General features: G+C 70.1%; 13 protein-coding genes and 2 pseudogenes. 6 read left to right on the top strand and 9 right to left on the bottom strand.

The annotated features are described in order from the left end of the window. The first annotated feature begins 67 nt into the window (after nt 1–67). Nucleotides 68–574: a GNAT family N-acetyltransferase gene (locus ABZV31_RS09200; protein WP_355890267.1), complete on the top strand. Its 507-nt coding sequence runs from the start codon at nt 68–70 to the stop codon at nt 572–574. 93 nt (nt 575–667) lie between these two features. Further along, entirely contained in the window at nt 668–1,006 is a 339-nt protein-coding gene (locus ABZV31_RS09195; protein ID WP_355890264.1) for a PASTA domain-containing protein, read from the top strand. A 133-nt stretch (nt 1,007–1,139) separates the two neighbouring features. Here the strand turns inward: ABZV31_RS09195 and ABZV31_RS09190 are convergent, their stop codons facing one another. The 4 genes and pseudogenes from ABZV31_RS09190 to ABZV31_RS09175 all read right to left on the bottom strand — a co-directional run bounded on the left by ABZV31_RS09190 (nt 1,140) and on the right by ABZV31_RS09175 (nt 5,844). After that, nucleotides 1,140–1,835 (bottom strand): demethylmenaquinone methyltransferase, encoded by a 696-nt coding sequence (locus ABZV31_RS09190; RefSeq protein WP_355890262.1) that lies wholly within the window; start codon nt 1,833–1,835, stop codon nt 1,140–1,142. A 30-nt stretch (nt 1,836–1,865) separates the two neighbouring features. Further along, nucleotides 1,866–3,047, bottom strand: coding sequence for an acyltransferase (locus ABZV31_RS09185; RefSeq protein ID WP_355891186.1), 1,182 nt, complete (start codon nt 3,045–3,047; stop codon nt 1,866–1,868). Further along, nucleotides 2,993–5,380, bottom strand: a pseudogene (locus tag ABZV31_RS09180) (bifunctional polysaccharide deacetylase/glycosyltransferase family 2 protein). Before ABZV31_RS09180 ends, ABZV31_RS09185 begins: the two are co-directional and overlap by 55 nt. A 17-nt stretch (nt 5,381–5,397) precedes the next feature. Then, on the bottom strand, nt 5,398–5,844 hold the full coding sequence (locus ABZV31_RS09175) for a hypothetical protein (protein ID WP_355890255.1): 447 nt from the start codon (nt 5,842–5,844) through the stop codon (nt 5,398–5,400). A gap of 307 nt (nt 5,845–6,151) precedes the next feature. On the opposite strand from ABZV31_RS09175, the pseudogene ABZV31_RS09170 reads away from it, so the two are divergent. Next, nucleotides 6,152–7,175: pseudogene (locus ABZV31_RS09170) on the top strand (chitinase). Between the two features lie 11 nt (nt 7,176–7,186). Here ABZV31_RS09170 and ABZV31_RS09165 read toward each other — a convergent pair. From ABZV31_RS09165 to ABZV31_RS09150, 4 genes are all read right to left on the bottom strand, one after another. After that, nucleotides 7,187–7,633 carry a hypothetical protein gene (locus ABZV31_RS09165; protein WP_355890252.1) on the bottom strand — a complete coding sequence of 149 codons (447 nt, stop codon included), beginning with the start codon at nt 7,631–7,633 and terminating at the stop codon, nt 7,187–7,189. A 7-nt stretch (nt 7,634–7,640) separates the two neighbouring features. Continuing rightward, a complete protein-coding gene (mqnC, locus tag ABZV31_RS09160; protein ID WP_355890250.1) occupies nt 7,641–8,840 on the bottom strand; it encodes a cyclic dehypoxanthinyl futalosine synthase in 1,200 nt (399 codons plus the stop codon). A gap of 301 nt (nt 8,841–9,141) precedes the next feature. Next, nucleotides 9,142–9,294 carry a hypothetical protein gene (locus ABZV31_RS09155; RefSeq protein ID WP_355890247.1) on the bottom strand — a complete coding sequence of 51 codons (153 nt, stop codon included), beginning with the start codon at nt 9,292–9,294 and terminating at the stop codon, nt 9,142–9,144. Between the two features lie 283 nt (nt 9,295–9,577). Continuing rightward, complete coding sequence (locus tag ABZV31_RS09150) at nt 9,578–10,426, bottom strand: menaquinone biosynthesis protein (protein WP_355890244.1); 849 nt, start codon at nt 10,424–10,426, stop codon at nt 9,578–9,580. Nucleotides 10,427–10,727: 301 nt separating this feature from the next. Between ABZV31_RS09150 and ABZV31_RS09145 the strand changes: the two genes are divergently transcribed. Beyond that, nucleotides 10,728–10,931 (top strand): cold-shock protein, encoded by a 204-nt coding sequence (locus ABZV31_RS09145; RefSeq protein ID WP_004984723.1) that lies wholly within the window; start codon nt 10,728–10,730, stop codon nt 10,929–10,931. 137 nt (nt 10,932–11,068) lie between these two features. Here the strand turns inward: ABZV31_RS09145 and ABZV31_RS09140 are convergent, their stop codons facing one another. Beyond that, on the bottom strand, nt 11,069–11,650 hold the full coding sequence (locus tag ABZV31_RS09140; protein ID WP_355890240.1) for an XRE family transcriptional regulator: 582 nt from the start codon (nt 11,648–11,650) through the stop codon (nt 11,069–11,071). A gap of 68 nt (nt 11,651–11,718) precedes the next feature. Here ABZV31_RS09140 and ABZV31_RS09135 point away from each other — a divergent pair, with 68 nt between their 5' ends. Next, on the top strand, nt 11,719–12,426 hold the full coding sequence (locus ABZV31_RS09135) for an AzlC family ABC transporter permease (protein ID WP_355890237.1): 708 nt from the start codon (nt 11,719–11,721) through the stop codon (nt 12,424–12,426). A 40-nt stretch (nt 12,427–12,466) separates the two neighbouring features. Then, nucleotides 12,467–12,781 (top strand): AzlD domain-containing protein, encoded by a 315-nt coding sequence (locus ABZV31_RS09130; RefSeq protein WP_355890234.1) that lies wholly within the window; start codon nt 12,467–12,469, stop codon nt 12,779–12,781. Nucleotides 12,782–12,957 lie beyond the last annotated feature (176 nt).

Raw genomic sequence — 12,957 nt, 5'->3', positions numbered from 1 at the left:
CCGACCGGCACTGGACATGGGCAGTCTATTCAGCAGAATTGATCACCCGGCTGAAGGGCTGCCCCCCGTGAACAGAGCTCTCCCCGTCGTACGGCTCCGCGTCCCCACCGACGAGGACGCCGTCGCCTGGCACCGGATCTTCGACGACCCGGAGGTCATGGAGTTCCACGGCGGCAGGTCCGCGGAGCTGTTCGTCTACGAGGAGCTCACCGCCCGCCAGCGCCGGCACGACGCCGAGCACGGCTTCTGCCTGTGGACCATGCTGGGCGACTCGGACCAGGTCATCGGGTTCACCGGTGCCCAGCCCTGGCCGGGCGACTGGGGTCCCACCGGCGAAATAGAGATCGGCTGGCGGCTCGGGCGGGCGCACTGGGGCAAGGGGTATGTCACCGCGGCCGCGCACATGACGCTGGAGCGGCTTCGGGCGGCGGGCGTCCCGAGCGTGGTGGCGATGGTCAACGCCCGCAACGCCCGGTCGATCGCGGTCACCCAACGGCTGGGCATGCGCCTGGTCGAGACCTTCGTGACGCCCGCGTCGAAGCAGCAGGGACACTGCTACCGACTCGATCTGTAACCCAGAGTAATCGGGGGTCACGGAAAGACACAAGACGCTTCCGGCCGGTACCCGGCGGGAGTTACCCTGCCAGTACCGCTGGGGGTGACGTCTGTGCACATAACACCCAAGACACCCGAAGTGCGCGTACCGCGCCTGGTCGGACTGATGGCCGTGGACGCGCGCGAGACGGCCGAGGCGCGGGGCGTGCTGCTCGCCGCGCCCGACCGGCCCGACTTCCACCGCACCGTCGTCGACTACGTCGTACGGCAGTCCCCGCAGCCAGGCGTCGAGGTGCCGCGCGGTGCCGTCGTCACCGTCTGGTTCGACCTCGGTGAGGGCGAGGGCGGCGGAGGCGCGGGGGTGCGCGAGCCGCGCGTGCCGCATCCGCCCAGTGGCGGGCTGCAACGCGAGCTCGACAAGCCGGGCGTTCCATTCGCGGTCATGGGCTGAACCGCAGACGGTCATCGGCTGATCCGTACGCCGCCGCACGCGATCGTCGGCTGAACCGCAGACGGTCATCGGCTGATCCGTACGCCGCCGTACGCGATCGTCGGCTGAAGCGGCCCGGCCCCGCCCGCAGCGGTCAGCTCGCCTTGAACCCCCGGTGCAGGGCCACGATCCCGCCGGTGAGGTTCCGCCACGCCACCTTCGACCAGCCCGCCGTGCGCAGCCGCTCGGCCAGTGCGGGCTGGTCGGGCCAGGCCCGGATGGACTCGGCGAGGTAGACGTACGCTTCGGGGTTCGACGACACCGCCCGCGCCACCGGCGGCAGGGCGCGCATCAGGTACTCGGTGTAGACGGTGCGGAAGGGCGCCCACGTCGGGTGCGAGAACTCGCAGATCACGATCCGCCCGCCGGGCTTCGTCACCCGGTACAGCTCGCGCAGGGCCGCGTCCGTGTCCTGCACGTTCCGCAGCCCGAAGGAGATCGTCACGGCGTCGAAGACATCGTCCTGGAACGGTAGCCGCGTCGCGTCGCCCGCCGTGAACGGCAGCCAGGGGTGCCGCTGCTTGCCGACCTGGAGCATCCCGAGCGAGAAGTCACAGGGGACGACGTACGCGCCCGTGCGGGTGAAGGGGAGCGACGAGGTCGCCGTACCGGCCGCCACGTCCAGGACCTTCTGCGCGGGGCGCGCGTCGACCGCCTTCGCGACCTCCTTGCGCCACAGCCGGGCCTGACCGAGGGACAGCACGTCGTTGGTGAGGTCGTACCGTTCCGCCACGCCGTCGAACATCGAGGCGACTTCGTGCGGCTGCTTGTCCAGGGATGCGCGGGTCACCGTCCCATTGTGGCAGTACGGGGTGCGGCATCATGGCAGCAGCCTCGGCTTCTTTTTCGCAGCCACGTCCTCCACCCACCCGCACAGCAGGATGAACGCGAAGATCAGGATCCAGCCGATGCCGAACATGAACCACTGGCTGTCCAGCGGCAGGTACTTCTCGAAGGCGGGCACGTTCCAGAACCGGTCGATCAGCGGGACGGCCAGAATCAGCGCGATCTCGTGCCAGAGGTAGATCGTCACCGCCCGCGCGTTGAACACCGTGACGAACCGGTCCAGCCGCCGGAAGCGGGTGAGCCACGCGAAGTCGATGCGGAAGCGTGCCTTGACGTACATCAGCAGCGTCACGAAGCCGGCCGACCAGAAGGCCTGCGCGAGCGGGTTCTCGTCCAGGTCGTAGGTGCCGTACACGGTCTGGTGCGCGAAGGCGTACCAGCCGCCGTAGCCGATCGCGGCGAGCGAGAGCACGACGACCGCGGCCGGCTTCAGGCGTTGCAGCACGCCGTCGCGGTGGGCGAAGCCGAGGATCCAGCAGAAGAGGTACGTCGCCAAGTCCCACAGGGCGCTGCCGAAGCGGTTGTCCGGCGGCTGCCAGGCGAACTGGAAGGCGGCGATCGGGGCCAGGGACAGCAGCAGGACGGGTACCGGGGCGAGCCGGAACACGCGCAGCAAGAGCGGGGAGAGCAGAACGAACCACAGGTACGTCCGCAGGTACCACAGGATCTCCCAGGCCTGCTCGCCCCAGGCGTTGCCCGGCGGGTCGCCGAGCGGCACGACCCAGTAGACGATCTGCCAGCCCGGCATCCAGTCGTGGACCAGCATCGCCATCACCACGAACAGGCCCCAGAACCAGAAGGGCGGCAGGAGCCGGCGCAGGCGGCTCCTGAGCACCTGGAACGCCGGGCGCTGAAGGGACTTCGCCATCAGGGTCCCCGCCAGGCCGAACATGATCCCCATGGAGGGGAAGACCATGCCGGCCCAGGCCCACCCGAAGGTGTGATAGGTGACCACGCGGACGAGGGCGACCGCACGGAGGGTGTCGAAGTAGCGGTCCCGTCCGGTGGTCCTCGGCCGGGGCGGGGATTCCGCCCGAGGCGAGTGAGCGGTGCCGGCAACGGCACCCCCCCTCCGGACCGCCCCCTTGCTGTGCGCCCCCATCAGCTCACCCCCGCCGGCGTCCCGACCTCGCCCGTGCGCTTCAGCTTCTGCCAGCGCAGGCGGCCTCCGGTGAGGGCGGTGATGCAGGAGTGGATGAGGACGAGGTACATCATGGCGGTACGCCAGCTGCTGCAGCGGCATCATCAGCAAGTAACGGTACTTCTCGCGGTCCAGACGGAAGGCGTACGCGGCGCACAACAGCTGGACGCCCAGCACTGCCAGCCACGCCAGCAGGGCCGCCCGGAAGTCGACGAAGATCATCGAGTAGACGGTGAACACGTCGATCAGCGGGGCGAACACCGGCGTGACGATCTGGAAGATCACCACCAGCGGCATGCCGACGCGCCCGAAGCGGCCCGACGGCCCCTTGTCCGTCAGCGGTGCTTCCACAGCGCCTGCATCGTGCCGTACGACCACCGGTACCGCTGCGACCCCAGCTGTCTGAGCGAACCGGGCGCCTCGGTCCACGCACGCGCGTGCTCCTGGTAAACGACCCGCCATCCCGCGCGGTGCATGGCGATGGTGATGTCGGTGTCCTCGGCGAGGGTGTCCTCGCTCATGCCGCCGGCCTGGAGCACCGCGTCCCGCCGGAACGCGCCGATGGCACCGGGGATCGTCGGCATGCAGCGCAGCAGGTCGTACATGCGCCGGTCGAGGTTGAAGCCCATCACGTACTCAATGTGCTGCCAGGACCCGATGACGGTGTTGCGGTTGCCGACCTTGGCGTTGCCGGCGACCGCGCCGACCTCGGCGTCGGCAAAGGGCTGCACCAACTGCCGTACGGTGTCCGGCTCGAAGACGGTGTCGCCGTCCATCATCACGATGATGTCGTAACGGGCGTTGCCCACACCGTTGTTGAGCGCGGCCGGCTTGCCCGCGTTCTCCTGGCGGATGACGCGCACGTTGGGCATGCCGAGGGACTCGGCGATGTCGGCCGTACCGTCGGTCGAGCCGTCGTCGACGACGATGATCTCGATCGGATGGGTGCTCCGGGCCAGCGAGTTGAGGGTGTTGGCGATGCACTCCTTCTCGTTGTACGCCGGGACGACCACGCTCACCGGCCGGGTGACCGGCGGTCCCCAGGTGAAGCGGCGTTTGTTGCGCTGCCGGTAGTGGCGGCGGGCGAGGATCAGCATCATGCCGAAGCGGCCCATGACCGCGACGCCGACGACGACCAGCCCGGCCGAGAACGCGGGTACCGTCCACTCGGCGACGGCGACGGCCATGATGAGCGCCTTGCGCTCGTAGAGGGTGGTGCCGGTGGCCTTGCGGTGGGCGGCCTGGAGGCGGGCCGTGGCGGCCGCGGTGCCCTGCCCGTTCGGTGCGGTACCGGGCTGCCCGCCGGTCGCGCCGGCCTCCGCCGCGCCACCGGCCTGCTGCTGCCCACCGGCCTGCTGCGGCTCACCGGCCTGCTGCTGCCCACCGGCCTGCTGCGGCTCACCGGCCTGCTGCTGCCCGGCGGCCTGCTGCTGCCCGGCGGCCGTGCCCGCCGCCTGCCGGGCGGCCGCGTTCTGCTTCTCGACGACCCCGCTGATGGTGGTGAAGGTGTAGCCCTTCGCCTTCATCTGCTTGATGTACTGCGGCAGCGCTTTGATCGTCTGCGACCGCTCGCCGCCCGCGTCGTGGAAGAGGACCAACGCACCCTTGGTCCCCTTCGGCGTCGCCCACTTGACGATGTTCGCCACACCCGGCCGTTTCCAGTCGTCGCTGTCGGTGTCGACGAAGACGCTGGTGTAGCCGTCCTGGCCGAGCTTCTTGTAGACGGGCCGGCTGTAGTTGTCGATGGCGTCCGTCTCCGGGGAGTACGGCGCACGGAACAGCGTGGTCGTGATGCCGGCCGCGCCCGCGAGCGCGAGCTACGTCTGTTCCATCTCGCGGTCGATGCGGGTGTCGCTCTGGTACGACAGGTCGACGTGCGTGAAGGGGTGGATGCCCACCTCGTTGCCCTGCTCGACCATCGTCTTCACGATGCTCGGATAGCGCGAGACCATCGAGCCGACCAGGAAGAACGTGCCGGGTACGTCGTTCTCCCGAAGGATCTTCAGGACCTGGGGCGTCCAGGTGGGGTTCGGGCCGTCGTCGAAGGTGAGCACGATCGTCCTGTCCGGCACGGAGACGGTCGTGGCCTGCCCGCCCCGGAAGGTCAGGATCGGTCCGCCGTCGAGGATGTCCGGCACGTTGCCGGAGCCGGCGCCGGTGCGCACCCGCTGGTCGCCGCCGACCTCGGCGCGCAGATAGCCGTCGAGCAGCATCACGCAGGTCAGCGCCAGCAGGAGCAGCAGGGCGAGGATGACACGCGGTTTCTGCAGCGCCGCGGCCTTGCCTGCCGCCCGCTCGATGCGGGTGGGGGCACGCCTGCGGCCGCGTGAGGACGTCGTCGTAGTCATGAGGAGCTGCGTTCCGGTCACTTGGCGGCCGCGGCGGCGGACGCGGACGAGGACGGGGTGGCGGTTCCCGTGGAAGGAGCCGACGAGGTGGCGGCGCCCGTGGGAAGGGCCGACGGGGTGGCGGCGCCCGAGGGCGGCGCGGACGGGGTGCCGCTGGGCAGGCCGGCCTGGCGGCCCAGGCCGCCCTGCGGCCGGAAGCCGCCCGGGCCCTCGCCGCTCCGGGCACCTCCGAAGGGCAGCAGCGAGGAGGGGTTCAGCGAGGTCCCCCAGCCCATGAAGGCCGCGCCGAGCACGACTGCGTACGCGAGGCATGCGAGGCCCACGAGGAGGCCGATCCGGCGCAGCACCTTCGACCGGCGTCCGGAGGTGTCAACGAACACGGGCCCCTCGGTGGACCCGTTGCCGCGTTTGCGGCGGCGCCCGCGCGCTGCGGCGCGGTTATCGATGGCAGGCTCGGAATTCATTCCACGGATATTAGGCAGGCTTTGTTTTTCCATATCTCTGGGATTCTTGTGAGCCGTCCATGAAAAAACCGGAAACCTGTCTCTTCGCCAAGAGAATCCATGAACACCTGCACAACCGCAGCCCGACCGATACACCCGAAACACCCTATTCGCGCACTCGATTTGCCCGATTTGCAGCCACTCATTCAGGTGGCGGCCATGCGATTCCTGTGCCCGGCACCCCCAGCCCCGTGTGAGACATTTCCACTTCGGAATCCCACTTTGTTTCGATCCTGAGACGGACATCACGAGAGCTGGTGCATGCGCAATGAGGACTTTCCTGAAGCCGGCAACCGGGCTCACCTGCCTGTTCACCCTGACCGTCACGGGGTGCTCCTCGGGTTCCGGCGGCACCTCGGACGCGGCCCCCGCGGCGCCGGAGCACACCAGCGCCGCGCCGTCCCAGGCGGCGGCGTCGAGCACCTCCTACGCCCCCTACGTCAGCGCCACCACGGCGTCCGACACCGACTCCGCGGGCTCCCCGACGACGTACAACCTCGCCTTCGTGGTCTCGGACGGCAGCGGCTGCACCCCGAAGTGGAACGGGGCACCCACGCCATCGGCAACCCGGCGGTGAAGTCCCGGATCTCGCAGCTGAAGGAGTCCGGCGCCACGGTGCGCGTGTCCTTCGGCGGAGCCTCCGGCAAGGAGCTGGCGGCGACCTGTGACAGCGCGTCCGCGCTGGCCGAGGCCTACGGCGAGGCGCTGGACGCGGCGGGCTCGTCCCAGGCCGACTTCGACGTCGAGGGCGACGAGCTGACCGACTCCGCCTCCGTCGCCCTGCGTTCCCGGGCGATCGCGCAGTTGCAGAGGAGCGTCCCGCCCTGAAGGTCTCCTTCACGCTCCCGGTGATGCCGTCCGGCCTGGACGCCGGCAGCCTGGCCCTGCTGGAGTCCGCGAACAAGTACGACGTCCAGGTCTCCACCGTCGACCTCATGACCATGAACTACGGCGAGTCGTACACCGGCGACATGGGCGACTACGCCGTCACCGCGGCCAAGGCCGCCCACACCCAGCTGAAGAAGGCCTTCGGGCTGTCGGACGAGGGCGCCTGGCAGGGCATGGCGCTCACCTCGATGATCGGCGTCAACGACATCCGGGGCGAGACCTTCACGCTCTCCGACGCGGCCCAGGTGCGCTCCTTCGCCGAGGAGAAGAAGATCGCCTGGGTGTCGATGTGGTCGGCCTTCCGGGACCAGCAGTGCACGGAGGGCGAGTCGGACGGCGCGGCCACCGACTGCAGCGGGGTGACGCAGAGTTCGGGGGCGTTCGCGGAGGCGTTCTCGGGATGAGGGTTGAGGCGTCAGCGGCGGCGGTGGACGAGCCGCCCCGCGCAGACCGTGGCGATGCAGGCGCCGGTCTCGTCGAAGGCGGCGAGGTCGGCGCGGCCGCCCTCCCCGACGACCGCCGGTCGCGTACGCGGAAGGACACCGACGTCGTTCCGTTCGGCGGCGGCCCGGAGTTCGGGCGCGTCGACGTACTCCTCCAGGACCGCCGTCGCCCCGAGCTTCAGCACCGCGTGGACGCGCTCACGCGGACTCGGCGCGTCGGGGAGCGGCCCTTCGTGGACGCGCGCGGGCCCGAGGACGCCCGTCCAGCGCCGTACGCGCGCCGACGGGAAACGTTCCGTCAGCTCGGCGAGCGGTCCCACGGCGGCGACCCGGGTGCCCTCGACGGCGACGGCACCCTCCTTCACAGGCTCGGAGTCCCAGGTGTACCGGACCTCGTCCGCGGCGTGAATCGTCAGCACGGGCCGGTCAGTTGGACGCGAGCAGCTTCAGCTCCGGGTGAGCCGTCCCGCCCTCGATCGCCGTGGAGGAGATGTGGGACATCACGCGGTCGTCGACCGGGTCGTTCGCCGGGTCGTCGTGCACGACGAGGTGCTCGTACGTGGTGGAGCGCTGCGCCGGAACCCGCCCCGCCTTCCTGATCAGGTCGATGATCTCCAGTCGGTTGGAACGGTGCCTGGCGCCGGCCGAGGAGACGACGTTCTCCTCGAGCATGATCGAGCCGAGGTCGTCGGCGCCGTAGTGCAGGGTCAGTTGGCCGACGTCCTTGCCGGTGGTCAGCCACGAGCCCTGGATGTGCATCACGTTGTCGAGGAAGAGGCGCGCGATCGCGATCATCCGCAGGTACTCGAAGATCGTGGCCTGGGTGCGGCCCTTCAGGTGGTTGTTCTCCGGCTGGTAGGTGTACGGGATGAAGGCCCGGAAGCCGCCCGTGCGGTCCTGGACGTCACGGATCATCCGCAGGTGCTCGATGCGCTCGGCGTTGGTCTCGCCGGTGCCCATGAGCATCGTGGAGGTGGACTCCACGCCCAGCCGATGCGCCGTCTCCATGATCTCCAGCCAGCGCTCGCCGGACTCCTTCAGCGGGGCGATGGCCTTGCGCGGCCGCTCCGGCAGCAGCTCGGCGCCGGCGCCGGCGAAGGAGTCGAGACCGGCGGCGTGGATCCGGCTGATGGCCTCCTCGACGCTCACGCCGGAGATCCGCGCCATGTGCTCCACCTCGGACGCGCCCAGCGAGTGGATCACCAGCTGCGGGAACGCCTCCTTGATGGCGCGGAAGTGCTTCTCGTAGTACTCCACGCCGTAGTCCGGGTGATGACCGCCCTGGAACATGATCTGCGTGCCGCCGAGCTCGACGGTCTCGGCGCAGCGGCGCAGGATGTCGTCCAGGTCCCGCGTCCAGCCCTTCTCGGTGTCCTTGGGGGCCGCGTAGAAGGCGCAGAACTTGCACGCCGTGACACACACGTTCGTGTAGTTGATGTTGCGCTCGATGATGTACGTGGCGATGTGCTCGGTGCCCGCGTACTTGCGGCGGCGCACGGCGTCGGCGGCGGCGCCGAGGGCGTGCAACGGCGCGTGACGGTAGAGGTCGAGCGCCTCCTCGGGGGTGATCCGCCCGCCCGCGGCGGCACGGTCGAGGACGGACTGGAGGTCGGCCTTCTCGGTCACCGGAGCGTCCCTTTCGTAAGGGTTGATCATGGACTGTGCGCGAAGCGCTCTGTACAAGGGTGGTGGTGGGAGACGGTGGGCGGACGGACCGATCCAGACTACGCCAGCCGTTTCCCGGGCCGACGTCAGGCCGCATACGCGCCGATCAGGCGGCTCAGTACGGCATTTCGTCGGAGACCGCGACGTAGTCGAAGCAGAGGGGATCGCCCGTCTCGGGGCTCACGGGCCCGTCTCCGGGTCCACCAGGCCGTCTCCGGGTCCACCGGCCCATCTCCGGGTCACCGGGCACTCGAATCCGAGCTCAGTCCAAGCGCTCCACGCGGGCCTTCGGGTTGCCGGCCTTCGGGTCGACGGAGGTGAACTCCAGCGCCTTGCCGTCGGGGCGCAGACGCACCTGGTGGGCGTCCTGGACGCAGTGCGACGGATTGCCCTGCTTCCCGCGCCCGACGGCCACCAGTTCCCCGACCGTGGCCGACTTGAGAGTGAGTACGTCGACGCACGCGCCCCCGAGGGCGTCGGTCTGGGTGACCGAACCGACGACCCCGCCGAGCCTGCCCTGACGGATGACGATGTCGTAGGTGCCGCCGGGCAGATCCTGTCCGAGCGCGGTGACAGTGCCGGCCGAGCAGCCGGTAGGGCCCCACGACGGTGGGTTCGTCGACTTCGAGCGGCTGCATGGCGTCCACCCCTCCCCCGTACGCCTCTCCCAGCAGGGTAGTGCCGAAGGGCCGCCCCCCTTATGGCTGCAGCAGATCCACCTTCACGTCCGCCGGGAAGCCGGTCGTCGGCCCGACCCGGCGGGCGAACTCCGCGACGGCCTCCAGCTGCGGGCCGCCGAAGCTGAAGTCGAGGGTGGTGAAGTACTGCTCGAGGATCTGCTGGTCGAAGGCCTCCCAGCGGGCCGCCTGCTCGGCGACCTTGCCGACCTCCTCCAGCGACAGGTTGCGGGAGGCGAGGAAGGCCTCGTGCACCTTGCGGGTGATGACCGGCTCACGCTCGAGGTAGTCCCGGCGCGCCGCCCAGACCGCGAACACGAACGGCAGCCCCGTCCACTCCTTCCACAGGGCGCCCAGGTCGTACACGTCGAGCCCGAAACGGGGCCCGTCGAGCAGGTTGGCGCGCAGGGCCGCGTCCCCGATGAGCACCGCGGCCTCCGCCTCCTGCATCATCAGGCTCAGGTCGGGCGGGCAGGTGTAGTAGTCCGGTCGTACACCGTAGCGCTCAGCCAGCAGCAGTTGGGCGAGGCGGACGGACGTGCGGGAGGTCGAGCCGAGCGCGACCCGGGCGCCGTCCAGCCGGTCCAGCGGGACCTGCGAGACGATCACGCAGGACATCACCGGGCCGTCGCAGCCGACGGCGATGTCGGGGAAGGCGACGAGGTCGTCCGCGTGCTTGAGAAACTCGACGAGGGTGATCGGTCCGATGTCGAGGTCTCCCTGCACCAGCTGCTCGCTGAGCTTCTCCGGGGTGTCCTTCGTGAGCTCGAAGTCGAGGAGCGTGCCCGTTCTCGCGAGCCCCCAGTACAGGGGCAGGCAGTTGAGGAACTGGATGTGGCCGACACGCGGCCGGGTGCGAGAATTGTCCACATCGGGAGGCTAGACCGTGCGCCGCCCGGACCGGCCTCCACCCCCTCCTCCCCCTCTGCGTCAACCTCTCCCCAGAGCCTTCAAACATCTGGGTGACGTGATCTTGGCCTCTATTGCTTTCGCGTGCCCGCGTGCTAGGCTCGCCGCAAGTTGCAGTTTGGTTTCCCTTGCAGTACAGAGCCTGCGGAGCATGTGACCGCGGGCTCTGGTCGTTTTCAGACGTATGCAGTTGGTGCGGCGGTGCCGGTATCACACTTGCAGGTTCTGGAGCAGGGCGACCCTTTGGGCCCAAGGAGGGCTTATGGCTACCGGAACCGTGAAGTGGTTCAACGCCGAAAAGGGCTTTGGTTTCATCGCCCAGGAAGGCGGCGGCCCCGACGTCTTCGTCCACTACTCCGCGATCAACGCGACCGGCTTCCGCTCCCTCGAAGAGAACCAGCAGGTTTCCTTCGACGTGACCCAGGGCCCGAAGGGCCCGCAGGCGGAGAACGTCACCCCGGTCTGAGACTCCCGAGTCTCCGACCATTGATCCGGAACGGATAGCAGAACCCAAGGAGCCCCGCGCCATCAGGCGACGGGGCTCCTGCCTTGCGGGAATCCCTGTCGTCCGTTCGGTGAATTCTCCGCGAAATCCTTCGTCTCTCACACGTGCTGCATAACCAGCACGAACTTCGTCCCCGGCGCCAGTGCCTCGTACGCGTGCGGCAGGTCACCGCGATACGACATGTAATCGCCGGCCTCGAGCTCCACGCTTTCCCCACGTGGCCCCGCTTTCACCTTCCCCGCGCTGACCACGATGTGCTCCACCGTCCCGGGAATGTGCGGATCCGAATCGCGGACGGTGCCGGGCTCCAGCCATACGTAATAAAGGTCGCGCCGCGCCCCCGGCGGGCTCGCCGACAACAGCGTCGCGAGATAGCTGGACTGCTCGGAGTGGACGGTGGGCCCCTCGCCCGCGCGGATCACCTGAACGGCCGGAGCCGGCGGCTCCACCAGCGCGCTGAACGGCACGCCGAGCGCCACCGCCAGCGCCCAGATCGTCTCCATGCTCGGGTTGCCCCCCGCCCCCTCCAGCTGCGACAGCGTGGACTTGGCGATGCCGGCCCGCTTGGCCAGCTCGGTCAGGGACAGCCCGGCGCGGGTGCGCTCGCGCCGGAGAGAGGCGGCGATCCAGTCGAGCGGAAGGCGGGAGGGGGGCGGTGAGGGCGCCGGGGTATCGGACATGTCGTTCGCTCCAGAAGTACGACTGTTCGGCTTGACGAACGCGACGGTTGCTGTCCATTGCAGAAAACATGCGTTCGGCACAGCGAACATCCCGCGTCCCCACGGCCGCCCGTGACCCCGAGCTGCTCCGTGACGTGGCCCTCGTCTGCGTCGCCGGCGGGGTCGTCGGCGTGTCGTTCGGCGCCATCGCGGTCGCCGGCGGCCTTCCGGTCTGGGTCCCGGTGGTGATGTCGCTGGTGGTGTACGCGGGCTCGGCCCAGTTCAGCGCGGTCGGCGTGCTGCTGGCCGGCGGCGGCCCGCTCGCCGCGGCGGCCACGGGCCTGCTGCTGAACACCCGCACGGCCGCCTTCAGCCTCGCCGTCGCGGACATCCTCGGCCGGGTCCGCCTGGCCCGCCTCCTCGGCGCCCACCTCGTGACCGACGAGACAGTGGCCTTCGCGCTGGCCCAGACGGACCCGGTACGGCGGCGGGCGGCGTTCTGGATCTCCGGGCTCGGCCTGTTCGCCGTGTGGAACACGGGCGTGCTGGCCGGGGCGCTCGCCGGGAGCGCGCTGGGCGACACGGACACGTACGGCCTGGACGCCGCCTTCCCGGCGGTGCTGGTCGCCCTGGTGCTGCCGGTCCTGCGGAAGGACGGGGCCGTACGACGGGCCGCACTGCTCGGCGCGGCGGTGGCCCTGGCGGCGACGCCGGCCGTCCCGGCGGGGGTGCCGGTGCTGCTGGCGCTGACGGGGCTCGTCCTGTACGGCTCGTACGGCAGGAGGCGGGCGGCGTGAGGGTGACCGAGCTCGTCCTCCGCCGGCGGAGGTGGGCCGCGTGAGCTCGACGGTGGCCGTGATCCTGGCCCTGGCTGTCGGGACGTATGCCTTCCGGCTGGTGGGGCCGATGCTGCACGGGCGGATCGAGCTTCCCGTACGGGTGCAGGAGTTGCTGTCCGCCGGTGCGGTCGTCCTGCTCGTCGCCCTGCTCGCCACGGGGGCGCTGACCGAGGGCGGCGGCTTCGCGGGGTGGGCGCGGCCGGCCGGGGTGCTGGCGGGCGCCGTTCTGGCGTGGCGGCGGGCGCCGTTCGCGGTGGTGGTGCTGGGCGCGGCGGTGACGACGGCGGCGCTACGGGCGGTCGGGGTGACGTGAGGGGGCGGTCAGCTGTAGGCGGGCGTGGCCTGTCGGGAGGTGGGCATGGCCCGTCAGGGGCGGTCGGCTGTGGGCGGGCATGGCCCGTCAGGGGCGGTCGGCTGTAGGCGGGCTGGCCCGTCAGGGGCGGTCGGCTGTAGGCGGGCATGGCCCGTCAGGGGCGGTCGGCTGTAGGG

Origin of the sequence: Streptomyces sp. NPDC005202 (genome assembly GCF_040608235.1) — a bacterium.
Taxonomy (GTDB): Bacteria; Actinomycetota; Actinomycetes; order Streptomycetales; family Streptomycetaceae; genus Streptomyces.
This window is presented reverse-complemented; position numbering and strand designations above follow the sequence as displayed.

Bases quoted from the DNA above. Each gene is read 5' to 3' on its own strand.
- ABZV31_RS09140 (WP_355890240.1), bottom strand. From the start codon at position 11,650: ATGTCCGATACCCCGGCGCCCTCACCGCCCCCCTCCCGCCTTCCGCTC.
- ABZV31_RS09135 (WP_355890237.1), top strand. From the start codon at position 11,719: ATGCGTTCGGCACAGCGAACATCCCGCGTCCCCACGGCCGCCCGTGAC.
- ABZV31_RS09175 (WP_355890255.1), bottom strand. From the start codon at position 5,844: ATGAATTCCGAGCCTGCCATCGATAACCGCGCCGCAGCGCGCGGGCGC.
- ABZV31_RS09145 (WP_004984723.1), top strand. From the start codon at position 10,728: ATGGCTACCGGAACCGTGAAGTGGTTCAACGCCGAAAAGGGCTTTGGT.